The organism is Nostoc sp. (assembly GCF_036919575.1).
Classification (GTDB): Bacteria; Cyanobacteriota; Cyanobacteriia; order Cyanobacteriales; family Nostocaceae; genus Nostoc.
In genome coordinates this window covers 40,670-62,147 of record NZ_JBALBY010000072.1, presented here as the reverse complement: position 1 = coordinate 62,147, position 21,478 = coordinate 40,670, and the positions used below count along the sequence as shown (strand labels likewise).

Here is a 21,478-nt window from a genome sequence, read left to right as displayed (position 1 = left end):
GAGGAAAATAACCCATGCCCCATGCCCAATGACTAATGCCCAATGACTAATGACTAATGACTAATGACTAATGACTAATTCATTTAATCGGTTGCAACTTTGTCACTTTGAGTTTAAAAGCCCCAACCCCAGTTTCCCCAAAAGACCGGACACGGATAACATAATTCCCTGTCTCTACAATGCGAGTAAATAGTAGGGAATTGCTAGTACCATCAGGACCATCATCATTTTCTGCCACAGTCGAACCATCAGGTGCCAGCAGTGTGATGATGGTGTCAAAGTTTTCAGATGACAGGTCAACTGCTAAATTATCGCCCTTCGTTAACTTCACTGTGTAATCACGGGCAAACCCACCTTGACCTGTGGGAATGTCTTTGTCTGTGAGGGTATCATTAATTTCAGTACTGTTAGATAAAGGGATTGGATTATACAACTTATTTTGAGCAAAAGCTGCGCTTGTACTTATACAGATTGCCAGCAACGTGGCAGGAATGATGATGAGTTGTTTTAAACCCACCGCAAAAACTTTATTCATATATTTCAAACAATTTTTCCACAAAAATAGGGTAATTTGGTCAATTTATGCACTTATCTGTCAAAGCTTGCCCATTAATTCTTAATTTATCCGTCTTTGACCGTAGTGGCTACTGCTACTAATCCTAAGACCACAATTCCATGCTGACGAAGTGTTTGCACAGCAGACCTGGCAGTAGCACCAGTAGTATAAATGTCGTCCACTAACAGCACTGGGACATTTGGAGGACGATCGCGAAAAACTTGGCCAACAGCAAAAGCTTTATCCAAGTTTTTTTCTCGTTTAGATACAGACAAACCAAACTGCGCTTCAGTTTCTCGCACTCTTGCTAAACCGTTTAGTTTCAATTTTAATCCAGTTATTTCGCAGAAGCTTTGTGCTATCAGTGCGGCTTGATTGTATTTACGTTGCTTTTGCTTGCTAGCGTGGAGTGGGATTGGAACTACCACAGGCTGGCTATCTCGCCTCGGTGAATTTAACAACCATGCTTCTCCTAACCATTGACCCAAAGGACGAGCTATTTGGGGTTGATTTTCGTATTTCATCGCCGCGATCGCCCGTTTCACCGGGCCACCATACTCCCCCCAACAAAACACTGGTATAGGCTCTTGCCATAAAGAAATCGGGTCTTGACGTTGACATTTTTGCAGTTGTCTGGTGCAGTTCTGACAGAATTCTTGGGAAGTTGCACGTTGACATAGGGGGCAATGGGATTGGAGAAAAAGATTGAGTAAACCTGTGAGATTTTTAGTCCAAGTTTGCATTTAGAATTGTCCTTTGTCATTTGTCATTTGTCATTTGTCCTTAGCTAGTAACTCTTGACTAATGACCATTGACCAATGACTTAACATACACGCGATGATCGCACCTTGTAGTTTCGACTCCCGTTGCTGGAGTGTAGCCGTTACTTTCATACAGCTTGACTGCTTCCACCAAAACGCTGGCGGTTTCAATCCAAATTTGCCCAAATCCACGCTGTGCGATCGCTGCTTCTAGCTGTTGTAACAAATATTTCCCTAATCCCAAACCCCTGATGCTCGGCAAAAGATACATTTTGCGGATTTCTACAGCTTTTTTGCCACGGTGTATGGGGTAGTAAGCTCCAGTACCTACTAACTGGCTTTGGTGTTCAATTACCCAAAACTCTCCCCCAGTCGCTAAATAATATTCTTCTACTCGCAGTACATCTCGGTCAGCGCCCTTTGGTTCCCAACCCAGACCGTATTCTGATAATACATAACTGATGACTTCGGCGGCTCTAGTGCGATCGCTTTCCACCCAATCACGAATTATAAAATCTTGATAATAGTTTTTCATTACCATTTGCTGGTCAAGTTTACACAAAAAATTTTTCCGCATCTATATCCCAATTTACCTAGCAAATAGCAATTCTTGCAGAGTCGATTTCAGGCGGTACTCTCAAGGCGATCTCTACGGTGGTAAGCTGTTGCGTATTTAATTTGTATATTGGACGCGGGCAAGATGCCCGCACTACAATATTTTTGGGTTTTCGTGTTATACAATTTAGCTGCACATCAACTTAACAGAGCCTCTTCTACTGACTTTGCCTGCCCGTAGCTCTGCCGAAGGGTACTGAGCGCAGCCGAAGTAGCAAAATCGAAGTATGCCGAAGTGCGGGCTGTTGGCTTATATGGATGCAAAAAGCCGGAACCCGTCAAGAAGATATTGACCAAGCTCGTGCAGAGGTGATATCTGCTAGCGGAGCGTTACAAAACATCCAAACCCAGATTGATGATATACTGATTCGCGCACCCTTTGATGGAGTTGTGATTTGCAAGTATGCCGACCCAGGTGCCTTTGTCACGCCAATGACGGCAGCTAGTTCAGTTTCTTCTGCAACCTCATCATCGATTCTGGCATTAGCTGATACAAATCAGGTGGTGGCAAATATCTCGGAAAGCAACATTTCTGAAATTCGTGTCAATCAACAGGTGGTAATTAAGGCTGATGCTTACCCCGGAAAAACATTTGCGGGGTAAGCATCACAAATCGCGGCTCAGGCAACAGTAGAGCAAAATGTTACTAGCTTTGAAGTGAAAGTTGCTCTGTTCTCAGATTCTAAGAAGTTGTTGCGCTCTGCAATGAATGTATCTCTAGAGTTGAATGTTGGTCAGTTGTCTAAACCAGTCAGAATAATGTTATCAGCTTATACCGTTAAATTACCCGCGTTTCCATTTCCGTTAGTTCCCGATGATATTTGCGATTCTTGTTGTACATTTAATAGTTGAGTTTTGATGCTGATATTGCCTGCATTACCCTTAGCTTCATCGTCAACCTGAGTTCTGATATAACTACTTCCACGTAAATCAATTTGACTGGCATTAATCTGAATTGTCAGGTTTACTTTGAGATTCATAACCTTTTACCCCCAACTTTACTCGTTGAAGTATGACTTATTTTAATTGGAGATGAATTTTGAAGCTATGCAGAAAAGTGCAAATCTGGAGATGTGAGTTTACTTTTATAAGAAGAATTCAGAACTCAGGAGCGTCTCCGGCTCCGCTCCTGTTTTATTAATCAATTTAATTTATCAATTGGAAAAACAAAGATATTTGCTCCTATTAGTAAAAGTTCTTAAAATGCTGGTGTCAAATCAGCCAGTAAAAATTTGAGTTTCCCTTTCTAGTCTCAACCTAAAAAGTTTGTAGCGGAGGAAGTAGCTTGAACATCCTAGAATTTTCTCTATTGGTCTGGCTTGGTTCTTTGAGTGCCGGATTTTTGGGGGCACTGACCGGCTTAGGTGGTGGAGTAGTAATTGTTCCCTTCCTCGCTGTAGTTTGTGGAGTAGATATTCACTACGCCATTGGTGCTTCTCTAGTCTCTGTAATTGCTACGTCTAGTGGAGCGGCTTCTGCCTACGTCAAGGAAGGCTACACAAATCTGCGGTTGGGAATGTTCCTAGAAATAGCTACAACTTTTGGCGCAATATTCGGGGCAACCATAGCAGCAAAAATTTCTACTGGAATGCTCACTGTTGTCTTTGGGTTTGTTTTGCTCTACTCGGCATATTTGTCGCGTCAAACCAGGAATGAAGACCTCAACAGTTTACCATCTAATCCTTTAACCATTCGACTGAAGCTCAGTAGTACATATCCGACACCAACGGGAGAACAGCCTTACAACGTAGGTAATATTACCTCTGGATTTGGATTAATGTTGGTGGCTGGTGTAATTTCTGGATTGCTGGGCATTGGTTCTGGAGCTTTCAAGGTCTTGGCAATGGATCAAATTATGCGTATCCCGTTCAAGGTTTCTACAACCACCAGCAATTTCATAATTGGAGTGACGGCGGCGGCTAGCGCTGGAATCTACTTGAACCGAGGTTACATCGACCCCGGATTAACAATGCCCGTAATGTTAGGGGTACTGTTGGGTGCTGTTTTAGGGGCGCGGGTATTGATTAGAGCCGAGGTAAAACTTTTACGAAATATTTTCAGCGTTGTCATTTTGGTACTAGCGCTAGAAATGATTTACAAAGGTCTAACTGGGAGGCTTTAAAATGGCTCAAAAAAGGCGTACTAAGTTTGAGCAGCGCTTTGAACAATTTATTGGCAATCTGTTAAGAGTCGGGGTCATTCTTGCCACCACTTTGGTTTTAGTGGGTGGAATTTTGTACTTAATTCGCCACGGAACTGAGGTTCCTAATTACCAGTTTTTTCGGGGAGAACCAGCAGAGTTTCGCACTCCAGACGGGGTAAAAACATCAATATTATCAGGTCGTAACCGAGGCATTATTCAACTAGGACTACTGTTGCTGATTGCTACTCCAGTTGTACGAGTTGTTTTTTCGCTGTTAGCCTTTGTGCGACTCAAAGATTATACCTATGTAATTGTGACTTTAATTGTACTGGTTGGGCTGATATACAGTCTGATTTGAGGAAATTCTTAGATATATCTCAGGGTTAGCGCATCTCAAAACCTATTGACAAGGGGACTCGTCTGATCAGTAATAAAATTTGAAACAAAGTGGCGCTATCAGAGCTAGGTAGGACTTACGCAAAACTAGACGCCCTCCGGGGCAATTCATGAATTGCCCCTACGTAAAAATAAGGGTTTCAGCTATTGTTTGCGTAAGTCCTGCTAGGGTAAGATTTAATCCATCTAGCCCCAAGAGCCGATAATGCCAGCAGGATTGCTATATGCTAACTCTCCTCACTTTTTCTGAAAATAACCTGGAATTATTCACCAGTTGGGATGTCGATACGGTACTGAAAAAGATTGATGGTTCTCAAAATATTTGGTTGCGCTGTATTCACTTCCGCGATCGCACTGGAACTGCCAAAATTATCAAGCACTTTGGACTCAATCCATCTCGTGTTAACATGATTTTCAACCATTCTCCTGTAGGAATTGATGAAGACGTAGAAGATTGTTTATTTGACAGCTATGAAATTCTAACTCCTCAAATAAAAAATCACGAGTTTGAGGTTGCGCGTGGCAATATTGTAGTTGGAAATAATTTTATCATCACTTTTGAAATCACTGAACTAAAAATTTTAAGTATTCTAGCTAATAATCTCCAAAAGCGAACTCTAGATATTCAAAAGTTGGGAATTGACTATCTTTTTTATCTCATTTTTAAAGATGTTTTGAATAATTACGAAACTGTATTTGACTATATTTCTAGAAAACTTGATGATTTAGAAGATGAAGTATTAGATAATTCCGGTGATGAATCAACGTACCAAAAAATTGCCACGATGAGGCAATCTACTCGTTCGGGACGCCGTAATTTTCAAAGCATCAAGTCACTTATGGCGATTATGGATCACGAAGATTTCCAATGGATCACCCAGCCTGTGAAGGAACTATTCAAGCAAGAATTGGTTCATCACGTTGATAAACTCTGGCAAGAATATCAAGCTCTGAGAGCCTGGATGTCAGAATTAATGGAAATTCAACGCGATAATATTGCTAGCAAAACCGGTGAACGAATTAATCGCCTAACTATCCTCTCAACCATATTCTTACCAATCACTTTCATGTCTGGTTTCTATGGCATGAACTTCAAATATATGCCGGAATTAGAGCAACCTTGGGCTTATCCTGCTGTGATCTGCGTGATGGCATTAATTGTAGTTAGTAGCATTACTTATGCTAGAAAACAACGTTGGTTGTAGCAAATAAAAAGATCCCCGACTTCTTGAAGAAGTCGGGGATCTGAGCCTATCAGTAGAAAGGAAATCAAAATATACTACTTTCAATAAGTAGATTGAATTAACCCTAAATCGGTAAAAAAACGTGAATCTCCCATTGATTATTCGTGCTGAAGAACACAACGAGAAAACGGCGATTGCGACAACGGACGAAGCATTTACCTACCGAGATTTGCTGCACACTTCCAGTCAAATAGCAACAGGGCTTCTTAAAAATGCCGAAGATTTACAACAGCAGCGAGTTGCCTTTCTCATCCCGCCGGGGTTTGAGTATGTCGCCACTCTATGGGGGATTTGGCGGGCTGGTGGTATAGCTGTACCTCTGTGTATTTCCCACCCGCGACCAGAATTGGAGTATGTGATTACCAATTGTGGAGCATCGATTATTGTTGCTCATCCCAATTTTGAGGGTATACTGCGATCGCTCGCTACTGAACACAATTTGCGATTTATTCTCACTTCGGAAACGCTCCCATCTAATGTTGGCCGCCTCCCAGAGGTAGATATCACTAGACGCGCCTTAATTCTCTACACGAGCGGTACAACAGGTAAACCGAAGGGTGTGGTTACAACTCATCAAAATATTCAAGCGCAAGTGACTAGCTTAATCACCGCTTGGGAATGGACATCGGATGATCGCATTTTGCATATTTTACCTTTACATCATATTCACGGAATTGTCAATGTATTGACCTGTGCTTTATGGGCTGGGGCGGAGTGTCAGATGTTGAGCAAGTTTGATGCCAAAACCGTTTGGAACCGAATTTGTGACGGTGACTTAACTTTATTTATGGCAGTACCGACGATTTATGTAAAGCTGATTGCTGCTTGGGAAGCTGCCTCTAGGGAAAGCCAAAAAAGTATGTCAGAAGGGTGTGCTAAAATGCGCCTGATGGTTTCTGGCTCGGCGGCGTTACCAGTTCAAGTTTTAGAAAAGTGGCAGACCATCAGCGGCCATTTTCTACTTGAGCGATATGGGATGACGGAAATTGGCATGGCGCTATCGAACCCTTTACACGGTGAACGGCGATCGGGATATGTCGGAAAGCCTCTACCTGATGTTGAAGTCAGGTTAGTGGATGAGAGTGGGGAGTTAGTTGCAGTCGGAACCCCAGGAGAAATCCAAGTTAAAGGCCCCGGAGTGTTTCTAGAATATTGGCAAAACCCCCAAGCAACCGCCAAAGCCTTCCAAGATGGCTGGTTCTGTACTGGAGATACCGCCGTAGTTGAGAACGGCAACTACCGTATTCTGGGACGGATGAGTGTGGATATCATCAAAACGGGAGGGTATAAAGTTTCAGCTTTAGAAATTGAAGAAGTGCTGCGATCGCATCCAGATATTCAGGAATGTGCAGTGGTTGGGGTTGCAGATATAGAGTGGGGTGAACGGGTCTGTGCTGCGTTAGTATTGCAACGGTCACAACCTTTAACATTAGAATCTTTCAGGAGTTGGGCAAAAGAGCGATTGGCTGTCTATAAAGTCCCAACCCAAATTCTGACGCTTGAAGAATTACCTCGCAACGCTATGGGGAAAGTGACTAAGCCGACAGTAGTTGAGCTATTTCGCCCATAGCGATCGCCTGTTCGATTCAAGCAAAAAAATTGTAGGTTGGGTGGAGGCTTTGCGTAACCCAACATCCTGATATATGTTGGGTTGCGCTCCGCTCCACCCAACCTACGTCTACTACTGATATATGTTGGGTTGCGCTCCGCTCCACCCAACCTACGTCTACTATGGGGAAAGTGACTAAGCCGACAGTAGTTGAGCTATTTCGCTCTTAGCGATCGCCTGTTCGATTCAAGTTGCTGGAATTGTCCATAAAGTTACTAACCTTAATCCCAAATTACAGCAGATTTCAAGGAAGGTGAAGTACACAACGATTCGTCCCAAAGCTAGGTATAAAGCCTGTTTTACTCCTGAATTCTGACTCCTGAATTCTGAATTATGCTATATCTATTCTTTGTGATGATCAAACCGAATTCCTAAAAAGATGTCATAAACAAACTCAAAAAAGTCTTTTTTCTGTAACAATCCTGAAGTTTGATAACATCCTTTTTGATCTAATAGGGGCTTCATGAGATAATAGCTGGGCTGATAATTATACCAAGGAATAGAAGGCCACAAATGATGAATTAAGTGGTAATTCTGTCCCATAATCAGGATATTGAGAACTGGGTTAGGATAAACGCGAGCATTTTTCCAGCGATCGCGCTCCGCAAAAGGACGATGGGGCAAATAATCAAAAAATAATCCTAGTGCTATCCCCACCACAAAAGCCGGTATAAACCAAAAATTGAGAATGTAACCCAAAAAGTGGTATTGCACTGATATATAAACAATTACACCCACAATTAAACGGCTGATGAACCATTCTAATAGCTCATATTTACGCCACAGTCGCCGTTGAAAGAAAAATACCTCGTGGTATAAAAACCGCACCGCAATCAACCATAGCGGGCCACCAGTAGAGACATAATGATCTGGATCGTTTTCGGGATGATTAACATGGGCATGATGCTGTAAATGCACCCGCGTAAACACTGGAAAAGCAAAAGCTAGCATTAAAGCACTGCCATGCCCTAACATCGCATTAATCACCCGGTTGCGATGGGCAGATTGGTGACACGCGTCATGAATTACCGTTCCAGCACAATGCAAGGCGATCGTGTTAACGCTAAAGCATAGCCAGTGCGGCCATTCCCAAAGCCAGTAACCAAAGCTGGATAACACCAGCATTGCCACAGATCCGAAAAACAGCAGTAGCGTGGGATTGAAATCACCAGGAGGCGCTAAAAATTCCTTGGGCGGGATTGTCAGTGGCTTTTGTGCCTCCGATGCGATCATCTTTAACATTGACTCCTTCTTGAGCAAACATTCCGAATATAGTTCAGTTCTGCATAGTCAAATATAGTCAGACATGGCTTTTTGGGCTTGTATCCCGGTATTTTGGGAAAACCAGTAAACTTGGATGGTTCTTTCTTGTACTCTGCTCTAGCAGCAAAGTAGCTTTTCCATGATTGATCCAACGATTTCAGGACTTGCTGTGCAACTTTCGCTGGGAGTGCTTTATACTCCAAACTTGGCTGCATTAGCTTGTCCATTGAGTTGTAGGACGGCACACCATGCCCATATACAAATGATTGACGAATGCAGTAGTTAGCGACGTTCCACAAGTTCTTAGAGGCAAATGACATTACATCTATTTCCTGCCATGCTGGATTGCTTTTCTTGATGACTCGCTGCTCTACTAACTGCATTTTGCTATGATGGATGTATAACCAAATGGTAACACAGAATGAGAGATAAAAGGTTAGTTGTGCGGGTAACAGAATATGAATTATTGCAACTGCAACAGGAAGCAGACAGTAGGGGAGTGTCTAGCTCTGATGTGGTTAGGGCATGGATCGCACAACTAAATAAACCCAAGGAAAAGACTATGGCTGATTAGATATGACTATGTTTTATTTAAAGTTTTATGATACGACAAATATTATGGAATAATAAAGTTTTGTATAGCAAGATTTATCTACAGCTTTGCATATCAGCAGATGAATAACGCTATGATTCCAGACAAGGCCAAATCTTTACTGATAAGTGGGGTATGACAATTGGCAAGAAGTTGATGGGCTAAACTCCTTCGTGGGGACGATGGATACAAGATTGATGTACTATATCTAGTCTATCCCATAGCCTCACTCTCCCATAAACCCTCTCTAACTGCTTATATCTATTGATATAGCAGTAACTGAAAAGGAGATGCCACTTAAGTTACGATGACTTCCCAGATAGCTCCCTAACTTCAGCCCCTATGCAATTAAGAGATTCTCTGCGCCGGACAAAAATTGTCGCTACTATAGGCCCCGCCACAAGCAGTCCTGAAATGCTCAAGGCGATTATTGAAGCGGGAGCCACGACGCTGCGGCTAAACTTCTCCCACGGAACTCATGCCGACCATCAGCGTAGTATTCGCTTAATTCGCCAAACCGCTTTTGAATTAAATCAGCCAGTGGCTATTCTCCAAGACTTGCAGGGCCCAAAAATTCGCTTGGGGAAGTTTGATAACGGGTCTATAGTTTTGGCAAAAGGCGATCGCTTCACCTTGACAAATCGTCCGGTTGTAGGTACGCAAGAAATTAGTTGTGTTACCTACGATTATTTAGCCGAAGAAGTCCCAGTTGGCGCAAAAATCCTCCTCGATGATGGACGAGTCGAAATGCTGGTGGAGGAGATTAACCGCGACAAAGGTGATTTGCATTGTCGCATCACCGTGCCTGGTAAACTTTCTAACAACAAAGGCGTAAACTTTCCTGGCGTTTACCTGTCAGTTAAGGCAATGACCGACAAAGACCGCGAGGATCTGATGTTTGGTCTAGATCAAGGTGTAGATTGGGTGGCGCTTTCCTTTGTCCGCAATCCCCAGGACATGATCGAAATTAAAGAGCTAATTTCCAGTACAGGCAAGCAAGTTCCAGTAATTGCCAAAATTGAAAAGCACGAAGCCATAGAACAAATGGAGGCGATTCTGGCTTTGTGTGATGGCGTGATGGTTGCCAGAGGCGACTTAGGGGTGGAACTGCCAGCAGAAGATGTTCCCGTACTCCAAAAGCGGCTAATTGCCACAGCAAATCGTTTGGGGATTCCGATCATCACCGCCACCCAGATGTTAGACAGCATGGTGAGTAATCCCCGTCCCACTCGCGCGGAAGTGTCGGACGTGGCAAATGCGATTTTAGATGGTACGGATGCGGTGATGCTCTCCAATGAAACCGCAGTGGGTAGCTTCCCTGTAGAAGCAGTAGCGACAATGGCACGAATTGCCGAGCGCATGGAGCAGGAAGAAGTCCAACACTTAAACTTACGTTCTTCGAGAGATGCCCGCCGCTCCATTCCCAATGCGATTAGTCAAGCTGTAGGTCAAATTGCCGAACAACTAGGCGCAGCAGCAATCATGACCCTAACGCAAACCGGGGCAACAGCTCGCAATGTCTCTAAGTTCCGTCCCCATACACCGATTTTGGCAGTGACACCCCATGTAAATGTGGCGCGACAGCTACAGATGGTGTGGGGAGTCAAACCACTGTTGGTACTAGGATTACCTTCCACTGGTCAGACATTTCAAGCTGCGATCAACGTAGCTCAGGAACTGAAGTTACTGTCTGAGGGAGATTTAGTAGTGATGACTGCTGGCACACTCCAGGGAATTTCCGGCTCCACAGATTTGATTAAAGTAGAGGTGGTGACGGCAATACTAGGTCACGGCATTGGACTGGGACAAGGTTCAGTGAGTGGTCGCGCCAGGGTAGCTAATACTGGCATGGATGTTAGTAACTTTAATCACGGAGACATATTGGTTGCACCCCGCACTAGTGCCGATTTTGTTGAGGCAATTCGGAAAGCTGCCGGGATTATTACGGAAGAGGAAAGTCTCACAAGTCACGCAGCAGTGATTGGCTTACGTCTCGGTGTGCCAGTGATTGTCGGCGTGAAGCAGGCAACAAAGGCGATTCGGGATGGAGCGATTATAACGCTGGATCTGCAACGGGGTTTAATTTACTCTGGGGCGGTGAGAACGTCTTAGGAGTGGGGAGTGGGGAGTGGGGAGTGGGGAGTGGGGAGTGGGGGGATGAGGGAGATGAGGGAGATGAGGGAGAATAATTAATGCTCAATGCCCCATGCTCAATGCCCCATGCCCCATGCCCAATACCCAACGACTAATGACTAATGACTAATGACTAATGACTAATGACTAATGACTAATGACTAATGACTAATCAAACAGTTGCGATCGCAACCCCAAGCCATCCCCTAAAGTTTTGCTGCTGGGTGGAGTCAGGATGCTCAACAGGTTTTACTTGATATCGAGTGGGACGTGGTGACGCGAGGGTGATGGAATAAGTACGCAGTTCGTCTTGGTGGAAAACTGTGACTTCGATGGTATCGTTTGCTTGGTAATCTTTCAGGCGATCGCTTAAACTATTCGCCATTACCTTAATTCCATCGATTGCTAACAACTCATCACCTGCATCAATTCCCCCTATTTGTGCAGGTGAACCAATCTCTATAAACTTAATCATCTCCCGCCCATTCTCTGTATTTATTCTCACACCCAGGTAAGGTTCTTCCTGCTGATCTGCTACCAACTGTAAGCCAAAGGGTTCTAAGTACTGATTCAAGGGCAAATCGTCAATGCCATCAATGTAGCGTTTAAAGAAATCAGTCAAATCGATTCCGGCGACAGATTCTATAACTTCCTGCAACTGTTCTGGGGTATAGCCAATTTCAGCTTGTCCAAATTGCTGCCACATTTTCTGCATGACGTTATCGAGCGATCGCTGATTGTCGTGAGTAGAGCGAATCAGTAAATCTAGCAACAACGATACCATTTCTCCTTTTAAATAGTAGGAAATTTGGGAATTACCGCTATTGGCATCCGGGCGATAGAGTTTTATCCAGGCATCAAAACTCGACTCGGAAACGGGTTGTACCTTGCGCCCCGGTGTCATTTCATATCTGGTAATTTCTTTGCCTAAGTTATTCAAATACGACTTAACATCATAAATTCCCGCCCGTAAAGGAATTAACAAGTCATAGTAACTAGTAGTGCCTTCACAAAACCACAATGATGGTGTGTAATTTTCTTGGTCGTAATCAAAAACCTCTAATGCTTTTGGGCGAATTCGCTTGACATTCCACAAGTGAAAGAACTCGTGTGCTACCAATTGAAGAAAGCGATCGTACTTATCCTGAGCGCGAAACCCAAAACGGTGGTAAATTAACGAGCAAGAGTTTTTATGCTCCAAACCGCCAAAAGCTTGGCTAAATAAATGTAGCAGAAACACGTATCGTTTGTATGGCAAACCGCCGAACATCTGCGCTTCTACCTGGACAATTTTTTGGATATCAGCAATCATCTGCTGGACTTGGAAATTTCCCTGTCCCCAGATTGCCAGTTCATGGGGTTTTCCCAAAACCTCAAATTTATACAATTGGTGACTACCAATCTCAAACGGAGTATCAACAAGAGTATCAAAATCGCCAGCCAAGAAAGTATTCGTTTCCTCAGCAATGGGTGGCAAGGCAGTAGTTACCTGCCATTTCGGGCGTGGTGGTACGATGGTAACGCGAATGGGTTGGTTCTCCCAGCCCGATATTCTAAAAAATAGTGCCGCACCGTTAAAATAACCGTGGCTTGCATCTAAGTGATTTGTCCGTACCGATAGCTCGTTCGCAAAAACACGGTAACGTACAGTTAATTCGGAAACACCTATTTTGTCTACCTGCCAGTGATTTTTACTGATCTTCCGCCAAGGTAAAGGCTTATCCTCGGCAAAAGCCACAAAATCCTGTAAATTCTTGGCGTATTCCCGAACTAAGTAAGAACCGGGTGTCCACACCGGCAATTTTAAATCGAGAATGGGCGAAGGGTAATCGACAAGGCGTAAAGTCACCTCAAACAGATGGGTTTCTGGTTGGGACATTGCCACCAGGTAATGAATCGTTGGCCCCGTTTCCGGGATGTAGATATTGGGACGAGTTGCTGTTGCTTCAGTCATCTTGTGCGCTGAGTTAATAGTCGATAAGTAATTTCTCCTATCATGACAAATTCCCCTTGGGGATTCAGGGTAACTGAATTATTTTGCACAATTCCTACAACAACAACTTTACCGAAGAAGAATTTAGAATTCAGGAGCCAGAATCCAGAATGGATTCTGTGCTTCATTACTGGCATTGAACCACATCTGTCGTAGGGGCACAGCACTGCTCATTGGTGTCAACTTAAGCCAAAACCCTTTTAAAATCTCGTTTCCAGCAAGAAGCTGGAAATGCTCTTCAATTGCGGCTCTGCCGCAAGTCTTGAGGCGGAGCCTCTCGGAATGCATTAAGAGTCTCCGACTCTTAACGAGACAACCACATCTGTCGTAGGGGCACAGCAGTGCTGTGTCCCTACCGCGTGGTCTATTTACCTGAAAATAGCTGTAACTACTGAATTTTTAATACGATAAAACCAATTAATACCGCAAGACCTAATGCTCTGCGAAAATAATTAACGCCTTGAAATAATTCCAGCCACGCCCAAGTGAACAAAGAACCATTTGCTAGTATGTCTAATACTGTATTGATTTTGCCACTTGTAAAAATTAGAGCAAGTATACTGGTTACTATCCAAACAATAAGTGGTAGGTTTGGCATTTGAGCTAAAACAATTTTGCCATCGCTATCACGGAAGGTTTTATCAATTAATGTATTTTCCATCTTTGAAATTGCCATTTAGCTAAAAATTATTAACTTACAAAAATTACCGATGGTCTATTGAGAATAGACCGACATTTAATTGTAAATTATTTAATAACATTAAAACATTCAGGCAAATCTCTTTTCAACCATCTAATTGCATATATCAGAGTGGTAAAGCATATTCATATATGAATATATTAAGAGGCATACTCACACCAAGCCCATAATCTGTCTTTCTGAGCAGTGCGTTGGCGTTCTATCTTGCGATTGTGATTCTTTTGTTTCCGGCATTTTCCGCCACAACCAAAGAAGTGCGATCGCTAATTTTTTTGTAGTCTATGATACTGTTTGATATCCACTCATCAACCAGCAAACAATAATCTTTTTCCTAAATAGTCATTGGATACCTTTATCTATCTTGCTATGATTTGCATCATGGTGAAGCGTTTAGCATAAATTTTTACCGCTCATAACTTTTCAAACACCCTCTTATACACTAAGATAACATTGCAGGTAATTCGCCAAGAGGAATCACATATTTATCTCCAATATTGCGTTTCAATATCTTAATCGCCGCTTCATGATATTCCTGCCCACCACTAGAAGCACAGCCATCTGATACTACGAACGTCTCAAATCCAGCATCAAAGAGTCCTAAAGCTGTAGCCATCACACAAGCGTCTGTATCAACTCCACACACTGCGACTGTAGTAATAGCGTTATTTTGCAGTGCTTGGAGCAGGGCAGGTGACATCACAAAAGAATTAGGAGCATGAGCATGAAAAGAAAGAAATCGGGACATAATATTTACTTGGAGCAAGGTAGGTGAAATTGGAGAATATGAAGGCTTCTCAAACGTTTTGCTGACAACCGGAATTAAGGTTTTAGAAAGCTCTGTTTCCTGCCCAGACACCATCTCATTCCAGTTTAGTTGACGTGAAAAGTTAGGATTCCGGTTAAAAAAGCGAGTTGCCCAAACCTGATGAAACTTACTAGCATTATTAACTACCTTTGGCACAACCGCTTCACATTCAGGTGTGATCAAAAAGCCATTTTGTAAATCTACCGCTAACAAAATCCCTTTACGTTGACTTAATGAAGTAGACTGCGCCTGTGCTTTCTTGGCGGAGCCAAGTTGGACGGCTGCCAATCGCCTATCATTCGGTAAAAAGCCCATAATTAGCCCATCAAGAGGATTTGAGAGATAAAAGCGAAATTCATTCACGGGTATTGGTCTTAAGGTCTTTTATGTAGAAGTTCGATACTACTTCTGCCATCTAAATCATTCTAATAATGAGAATTATTGTATAGTTTGATGTATGCCAGATCATACTCTCCAAAGAAGCTTTATGATTGCTCTACCTGGTATTGCCATCCAAAACAAGATATACGAAAGTTCTAATTCTCTAGTGTATCGAGGCATCAGAGACGATGGAGTAGCGATCGTTGTCAAAATGCTCAAGCTTGATTATCCCTCACCTCAAGAACTAACCCGCTACAGACAAGAATATAAAATTACCCGCTCCATCAAAGAAGAAGGAGTTATCAAGGCATACAGCCAGCAGGACTATCAACGTACTATGGTGATTCTTTTGGAAGATTTTGGGGGAGAGTCCCTAGAGCAATGGATGCATAAGCGCCCAGATATCTTCTGCCCCATGCCTTTATCCACTTTTCTAGGTCTTGCGATCGCACTTTGCGACATTCTGGGCAGAATCCATGCAGCCAATGTCATTCATAAAGATATCAACCCTGGAAACATCGTTCTCAATTTGGATACTGGCGTTGTCAAAATTATTGACTTTGGAATTGCTACCCAATTTAACCGCACGAATCCGACTTTCAAGAACCCTCATGTTTTAGAAGGAACACTCGCATACTTATCTCCAGAGCAAACCGGGCGGATGAACCGTTTACTCGATTACCGCACCGATTTTTACTCCCTTGGTGTGACGTTCTACGAACTACTAATTGGACATCTGCCGTTTTCAACAAGGGACATACTTGAGCTAGTCCATTGTCATATTGCCAAACAGCCTGTTTTTCCCGATCAAATAAATACAACGATTCCCAAGCCAGTTGCAGAGATCATTCTCAAACTGATGGCGAAAAATGCCGAAGATCGTTATCAGAGTGCTTGGGGAATCAAAGCGGATTTAGAAATCTGTGCCGATCAATTAGCAGAAATCGGTCAAATTAATTACATTCAACTGGCGCTTCAAGACATTTGCGATCAGTTTCAAATTCCCCAAAAACTCTATGGACGGGATAAGGAAGTTGCAATGTTACTGGCGGCATTTGCTCGCGTAGCGTCTCCAGAGTCAAATCGCGTTGCTGCTTTAGCAAACAATTCAGAAACGACTTCAGATCGAGAACAAACGGACAACCCAAAATTCCAAGTTGAAATGATGTTGGTTTCTGGTTATGCTGGCATTGGTAAATCTGCCTTAGTCCAGGAAATCTATAAACCAATTACCCAAAAGCGCGGCTATTTTATCTCTGGTAAATTTGATCAATTCCAGCGCAATATTCCCTACAGTGCGATCGCGGATGCCCTGCAAAAATTGGTGCAGCAATTGCTCGGTGAACCAGATAATCGGGTGCAACAGTGGCGAAAGCACCTGCTAACAGCTTTGGGAACCAACGGACAAATCATCATTGATGTGATCCCAGAATTTGAATTAATTATCGGCAAACAGCCGCCTGTACCGGAAGTAGGAGCCGATGAAGCTCAAAATCGCTTTCATCGAACCTTTCAGCAATTTATTCGGGTGTTTTGTTCAGAGTCACATCCCCTTGTGATCTTCTTAGATGATTTGCAGTGGATAGACTCAGGAACGCTCAAGTTAATCGAGCTGATACTGCTTGATGAGCAAAGCCAATTCCTATTTTTAATTGGAGCTTATCGAGATAATGAGGTACATCCAACGCATCCACTGGTATTAACATTAGATAGACTGCGAAAACAAGGGGCAGTACTTCAAGAGATTATTCTGGCACCTTTAACACTTGAGCCATTGAGTCAGTTGATTGCTGAAACACTACATCGGGATGTACATAGCGTTCGTCCTTTAGCTGAGTTAGTGTTGCGTAAAACTGAAGGAAATCCCTTCTTTGTCAGTGAATTTTTGAGAATGCTGTATAGCGAAAATTTATTGACCTTTGATGCTGAACACTTAAGCTGGCAGTGGAATATTGTTCAGATTCAAGCCCAAAATATCACCGATAATGTTGTGGAGTTAATGCTTCACAAGTTAAAGAAACTACCAGAAGTCACACAGCAAATTCTCCGTTTAGCCGCTTGCGTCGGTGCTGAATTTAATTTAAATACGTTATCGATTGTTTGTGAGAAATCACCTAAAACGGTTTTCCTGAATTTACTGGCAGCCATCCAAGTTGGATTAATTCAACCCCTATCTGAATTAGATGAAAACTTGTTAATTCAAGAGTATAAGTTTTTGCACGATCGCGTGCAACAAGCAGCATACTCTTTGATCGATGAGTCGCACAAACAAGTCGTTCATCTCCATATTGGTCGCAATCTACTAAGAAAAACTTTGCCAGAGCGAATATTAGACAGGCTGTTTGAAATTGTCGATCATCTGAATCATGGGATTGAGCTTGTTGCAGATCAATCAGAACGCAATGAAATTGCGAGATTAAATTTAATCGCCGGACAGAAAGCAAAAACTGCGATCGCCTATAGTATGGCTAACAAATATTTAGCCACAGGAAGAGTTTGGTTAGCAGCTTCTAGCTGGCAAACAAACTATGACCTGACATTAGATTTATATTTAGAAACAACAGAAGTCGCGTATTTGTGTGGCGATTTTGAGCAGGTAGAATGTTGGATAGCGATCGTTTTCCAAGAAGCCAAAACTGTTCTCGACATCGTGAAAGTTTACGAAGTCAAAATTCAAACCTATATCGCGCAGAACCAACTATTAGAAGCAATTAACACTGGATTGCAAGTGTTGCAGCAACTGGGAATTAGTTTTCCCGAAACCCCCAGTCAGTTAGATATTCAGCTTGAACTAGACGCGATCGCATCACTCTTTAGTGAGAAACAGATTAAAGACTTGATCGATTTGCCCCAAATGACCGAGCCAGAGAACTTAGCAGCAATGCGAATCCTATCTAGAATTACGATTACGGCCTGGATTGCCGCTCCTGATTTAATGGCCTTACTGGTATCTAAACAAGTCAGCTTGTCATTCGAGCATGGAAATTCCTTTGCGTCTTCCTTTGCTTATGCCAACTTTGGATTAGTTCTGTGTGGAAAGATCGAAGACATCGAGACTGGCTACGAGTTTGGACAGTTAGCTTTAAGGCAGTTGTCACAACCTAAGTCCCATTCACTCATCGCTAGAACATCCCTCATCGTGAATACCTTTATCATTCATTGGAAAGATCATGTGAGAGACACATTACAGCCATTACTAGAAGTTTATCAAAGTGGGCTAGAAACCGGGGATTTAGAGTTTGCCGCCTATGGCGCTCACTCTTATTGCTTTAACTCCTATGTTGTCGGAAACGAACTCGTGGAGGTTGAACGCGAGATGGCGACATACAATGAAGCACTTCGTCAAATCAAACAGGAAACAGCACTAACCTGGAATCAAATATTTCACCAGGCGATCGCAAATTTGATGGGATACTCGGTCAATCCAACCCGTTTAGTTGGCAAATTCTACAATGAGGAGAATGGATTGCCACAACACGAAGCAGCAAATGATGGAACTGCAATCTTTGATGTCTATTTTAATAAACTTTTCCTGTGTTACCTATTTTCTGACTATGCTCAGGCAGTTGAAAACTCAACCAGAGCAGAACGTTATTTAATCCGAATAACAGGCACACCTATTGCGCCTTTTTACTACCTATATGATGCTTTGACAAGACTCGCAATATACCCTGAAAGCAGCGCTCAAGCGCAAGAGGAAATCCTCAAAAAAATTGCGGTTAACCAGAATAAAATAAAGCAATGGGCATATTATGCGCCCATGAATCATTTGCATAAATATCATTTAGTGCAAGCAGAGATGGCACGAGTTTTGAGTCAGTTGCTTGAGGCAGAAGAATTTTATGAGCAAGCCATTCAAGAGGCTAAAGACAACGAGTATTTGCAAGAAGAAGCATTAGCTTATGAATTAGCTGCAAAACATTATCTGGCACGAGGTAGAGAAAAAATCGCCCAAACTTACATGAAGGAAGCACATTACTGCTATGAACGATGGGGAGCAACTGCAAAGGTCAAAGATTTAGAAACTCGATATCCGCAGCTATTTCCTCAATCGTCGAGCATGGCTTACGTGCCAATCCACACAACTTCTGGAACCACCTCTAATCACTCACCCATCGCTTTCGACTTAACTGCCGTGATGAAAGCTTCCCTTGCGATTTCTAGTGAAATTGAACTGGATAAGTTACTTAGTTCATTAATGAGGATATTAATCGAGAATGCTGGCGCACAAACCGGATTTTTGATTTTGGAAAACTCAGGAGAATGGGTGATTGAAGCGTCTGGCGAACTCAATCAGGGTGAGAATGTCTATGCAACACAAGTGCTGCAATCTATCCCAACTGCAAATCATCTACCTGAATCAATTATTAATTATGTGATTCGTACTCACGAATGTGTCATCTTAAATGATGCTACTCGTGAAAGTAATTTTATTAATGAGCCATATATTCAACACAATCAAACTCAATCAATCTTATGTTTGCCTCTGCTCAATCAAAGTAAGCTAGTGGGCGTGTTGTATCTAGAAAATAAATTAGCGGCTGGGGCATTTACACCAGAGCGATTCTCCGTTCGCGCAAGCGTGCCGGAGGCATTAGGAGACGCTACGCGATCGCAAGTTTTGAATCTGTTATCAACCCAAGCAGCCATTTCAATCGAAAACGCCAAACTCTATTCACAGCTACGCGCCAGCGAAAGTAAGATAACTCAATTTCTAGAAGCGGTTCCAGTCGGAATTGGAATAGTAGATGCGACTGGTCGCCCTTACTACGCCAATCAACGGGGAATTCAGTTAATGGGCAAAGAGATCGATCCGGCTGTGACACCGGATCAAATCGCAGAGATTTATCAATTTTATCTGGCGGGAACGGATCAAAAATATCCAACAGAGAAACTGCCAATCATCCGGGCGTTGAGCGGCGATCGTACCACTGTTGACGACATAGAAATCCGCCAAAATAACGCCACCATTCCAGTTGAGGCGTGGGGAACTCCAGTTTTTGACGAACAGGGGGATGTGGCTTATGCGATCGTAGCTTTTCAAGACATCACAGAGCGCAAACAAGCAGAAAACCTCTTAGCCAATTACAACCGTACTTTAGAGCAACAGGTCGCTCAAAGGACGGCAGCTTTACAGAAAAGTGAAGCTGCACTGCGCGATGTCTACGACGAGCTTCGCTTACGCGAACAAGAATTACGACTGATCACCGACGCTCTACCTGCGATGATCGGCTACGTGGATGCAAATCAGCGCTATCGGTTTGTTAACCGCACCTATGAGGTCTGGTTTAGCCGTAGTCGAGATGAGATTTTGGGCAAGTCTGTTCATGAACTCCTGGGTGAGACGGTTTATTCAATGGTTGAACCGTATATTAATCAAGTGTTTGAAGGGCAAACTGCAAACCTGGAAGCAGAAATTCCCTTTTCAGTTGGTAAGCGGTGCATCAGTGCTACCTTTATCCCCGATTGCGATTGCCCAAGGGGCAGTGCCAAAGGCAATCGCAATGCTCAAGTCAGAGGATTCTACAGTCTCATCACAGACATTAGCGAACAGCGAAACACTGCACTACGCGAACAAAAACGCGCCGAGAAAGCCTCCATTCTGGAAGAACGCAACCGCATGGCGCGAGAAATTCACGATACGCTAGCCCAGTCTTTCACAGGCATTCTGCTCCAAGTCGGAGCGGCAACGCAAGTGCTAGCGGACGATCTCGAAGCAACCCAGGTACATCTGGAAATGCTGGAAATGATTGATGAACTGGCACGAACAGGGCTTGCTGAAGCGCGTCGATCGGTGGTGGCGCTACGCCCTCATCTCTTGGAAGATGGCAATTTACAAACTGCCCTTCATCGCCTTGTGACTCAAATGAGAGCGGCTGCTGATACAGTCTTGATCTACGAAATCAAAGGCACAGCCTATTCAATGCCTGCCGAGGTTGAAAATAACTTACTACGAATTGGACAGGAAGCATTAACCAATGCCATAAAATATGCTGATGCTGGCGAAATTCGTGTTGAGTTGGTGTATGACAATGCCCAATGTATCCTGCGCGTTAAAGACGATGGACGGGGCTTTGGGGTTGCTACGATTCCATCTGTAGGCGGATTTGGATTGCTGGGAATGAGCGAGCGGGCAGAACACCTTGGGGCACAACTGACGATTGCGAGCCAACCTGGACAAGGTACAGAAATTGTTGTGATTGTAAATCGAGATCAAAATAATTTGTAATACTTCTCTACGAGAGGCTGCGCCAACGGCTGCGCTCAGTACAAGTTCGTAATTTGTA

The 21,478-nt window shown here is 43.2% G+C and carries 18 protein-coding genes and 1 pseudogene; 8 read left to right on the top strand and 11 right to left on the bottom strand.

Annotation, left to right across the window (positions count from 1 at the left end; all coding sequences use genetic code 11):
- Positions 1-79: 79 nt before the first annotated feature.
- The 3 genes from V7K27_RS19080 to V7K27_RS19070 all read right to left on the bottom strand — a co-directional run bounded on the left by V7K27_RS19080 (position 80) and on the right by V7K27_RS19070 (position 1,852).
- On the bottom strand, positions 80-535 hold the full coding sequence (locus V7K27_RS19080) for a PPC domain-containing protein (protein ID WP_334949657.1): 456 nt from the start codon (positions 533-535) through the stop codon (positions 80-82).
- Between the two features lie 86 nt (positions 536-621).
- Positions 622-1,299, bottom strand: a complete 678-nt coding sequence (locus tag V7K27_RS19075; protein WP_334949656.1) for a ComF family protein — start codon at positions 1,297-1,299, stop codon at positions 622-624.
- Positions 1,300-1,357: 58 nt separating this feature from the next.
- On the bottom strand, positions 1,358-1,852 hold the full coding sequence (locus V7K27_RS19070; protein WP_334949655.1) for a GNAT family N-acetyltransferase: 495 nt from the start codon (positions 1,850-1,852) through the stop codon (positions 1,358-1,360).
- Positions 1,853-2,196: 344 nt separating this feature from the next.
- Between V7K27_RS19070 and V7K27_RS19065 the strand changes: the two are divergent.
- Positions 2,197-2,703, top strand: a pseudogene (locus V7K27_RS19065) (efflux RND transporter periplasmic adaptor subunit); the annotation flags it as partial.
- Here the strand turns inward: V7K27_RS19065 and V7K27_RS19060 are convergent.
- Complete coding sequence (locus V7K27_RS19060; protein WP_334949667.1) at positions 2,703-2,912, bottom strand: hypothetical protein; 210 nt, start codon at positions 2,910-2,912, stop codon at positions 2,703-2,705. The pseudogene V7K27_RS19065 and the gene V7K27_RS19060 sit on opposite strands and share 1 nt — an antisense overlap.
- Positions 2,913-3,217: 305 nt before the next feature.
- Here V7K27_RS19060 and V7K27_RS19055 point away from each other — a divergent pair, with 305 nt between their 5' ends.
- From V7K27_RS19055 to V7K27_RS19040, 4 genes are all read left to right on the top strand, one after another.
- Positions 3,218-4,054, top strand: a complete 837-nt coding sequence (locus V7K27_RS19055; RefSeq protein WP_334949654.1) for a sulfite exporter TauE/SafE family protein — start codon at positions 3,218-3,220, stop codon at positions 4,052-4,054.
- Between the two features lies 1 nt (position 4,055).
- Positions 4,056-4,433: a DUF1634 domain-containing protein gene (locus V7K27_RS19050; RefSeq protein WP_334949653.1), complete on the top strand. Its 378-nt coding sequence runs from the start codon at positions 4,056-4,058 to the stop codon at positions 4,431-4,433.
- A gap of 262 nt (positions 4,434-4,695) precedes the next feature.
- The gene (locus V7K27_RS19045) at positions 4,696-5,676 is read left to right on the top strand and encodes a magnesium transporter CorA family protein (protein WP_334949652.1); all 981 of its coding nucleotides are present in this window, start codon (positions 4,696-4,698) and stop codon (positions 5,674-5,676) included.
- A 121-nt stretch (positions 5,677-5,797) separates the two neighbouring features.
- Complete coding sequence (locus tag V7K27_RS19040; RefSeq protein WP_334949651.1) at positions 5,798-7,285, top strand: acyl-CoA synthetase; 1,488 nt, start codon at positions 5,798-5,800, stop codon at positions 7,283-7,285.
- Between the two features lie 381 nt (positions 7,286-7,666).
- On the opposite strand, the gene crtR is transcribed toward V7K27_RS19040, so the two are convergent.
- The gene (gene crtR / locus V7K27_RS19035) at positions 7,667-8,557 is read right to left on the bottom strand and encodes a beta-carotene hydroxylase (protein ID WP_334949666.1); all 891 of its coding nucleotides are present in this window, start codon (positions 8,555-8,557) and stop codon (positions 7,667-7,669) included.
- Positions 8,558-8,559: 2 nt separating this feature from the next.
- Positions 8,560-8,970: a hypothetical protein gene (locus tag V7K27_RS19030; protein WP_334949650.1), complete on the bottom strand. Its 411-nt coding sequence runs from the start codon at positions 8,968-8,970 to the stop codon at positions 8,560-8,562.
- A 38-nt stretch (positions 8,971-9,008) separates the two neighbouring features.
- Between V7K27_RS19030 and V7K27_RS19025 the strand changes: the two genes are divergently transcribed.
- Together V7K27_RS19025 and pyk are read left to right on the top strand one after the other, a co-directional pair.
- Complete coding sequence (locus V7K27_RS19025; protein ID WP_334949649.1) at positions 9,009-9,161, top strand: hypothetical protein; 153 nt, start codon at positions 9,009-9,011, stop codon at positions 9,159-9,161.
- Positions 9,162-9,521: 360 nt separating this feature from the next.
- Positions 9,522-11,291 carry a pyruvate kinase gene (gene pyk / locus V7K27_RS19020; RefSeq protein ID WP_334949648.1) on the top strand — a complete coding sequence of 590 codons (1,770 nt, stop codon included), beginning with the start codon at positions 9,522-9,524 and terminating at the stop codon, positions 11,289-11,291.
- On the opposite strand, the gene V7K27_RS19015 is transcribed toward pyk, so the two are convergent.
- The 5 genes from V7K27_RS19015 to V7K27_RS18995 all read right to left on the bottom strand — a co-directional run bounded on the left by V7K27_RS19015 (position 11,233) and on the right by V7K27_RS18995 (position 15,173).
- The gene (locus tag V7K27_RS19015) at positions 11,233-11,421 is read right to left on the bottom strand and encodes a hypothetical protein (RefSeq protein ID WP_334949647.1); all 189 of its coding nucleotides are present in this window, start codon (positions 11,419-11,421) and stop codon (positions 11,233-11,235) included. The two genes, pyk and V7K27_RS19015, sit on opposite strands and share 59 nt — an antisense overlap.
- Positions 11,422-11,484: 63 nt before the next feature.
- Positions 11,485-13,266 (bottom strand): M61 family metallopeptidase, encoded by a 1,782-nt coding sequence (locus V7K27_RS19010; protein WP_334949646.1) that lies wholly within the window; start codon positions 13,264-13,266, stop codon positions 11,485-11,487.
- Between the two features lie 123 nt (positions 13,267-13,389).
- Positions 13,390-13,593: a hypothetical protein gene (locus V7K27_RS19005; RefSeq protein ID WP_334949645.1), complete on the bottom strand. Its 204-nt coding sequence runs from the start codon at positions 13,591-13,593 to the stop codon at positions 13,390-13,392.
- A 100-nt stretch (positions 13,594-13,693) separates the two neighbouring features.
- Positions 13,694-13,966 carry a hypothetical protein gene (locus V7K27_RS19000; RefSeq protein WP_334949665.1) on the bottom strand — a complete coding sequence of 91 codons (273 nt, stop codon included), beginning with the start codon at positions 13,964-13,966 and terminating at the stop codon, positions 13,694-13,696.
- 478 nt (positions 13,967-14,444) lie between these two features.
- Positions 14,445-15,173 (bottom strand): cysteine hydrolase family protein, encoded by a 729-nt coding sequence (locus V7K27_RS18995; protein WP_334949644.1) that lies wholly within the window; start codon positions 15,171-15,173, stop codon positions 14,445-14,447.
- A gap of 124 nt (positions 15,174-15,297) precedes the next feature.
- On the opposite strand from V7K27_RS18995, the gene V7K27_RS18990 reads away from it, so the two are divergent.
- A complete protein-coding gene (locus tag V7K27_RS18990) occupies positions 15,298-21,420 on the top strand; it encodes an AAA family ATPase (RefSeq protein ID WP_334949664.1) in 6,123 nt (2,040 codons plus the stop codon).
- The last annotated feature ends 58 nt before the right edge of the window (positions 21,421-21,478 follow it).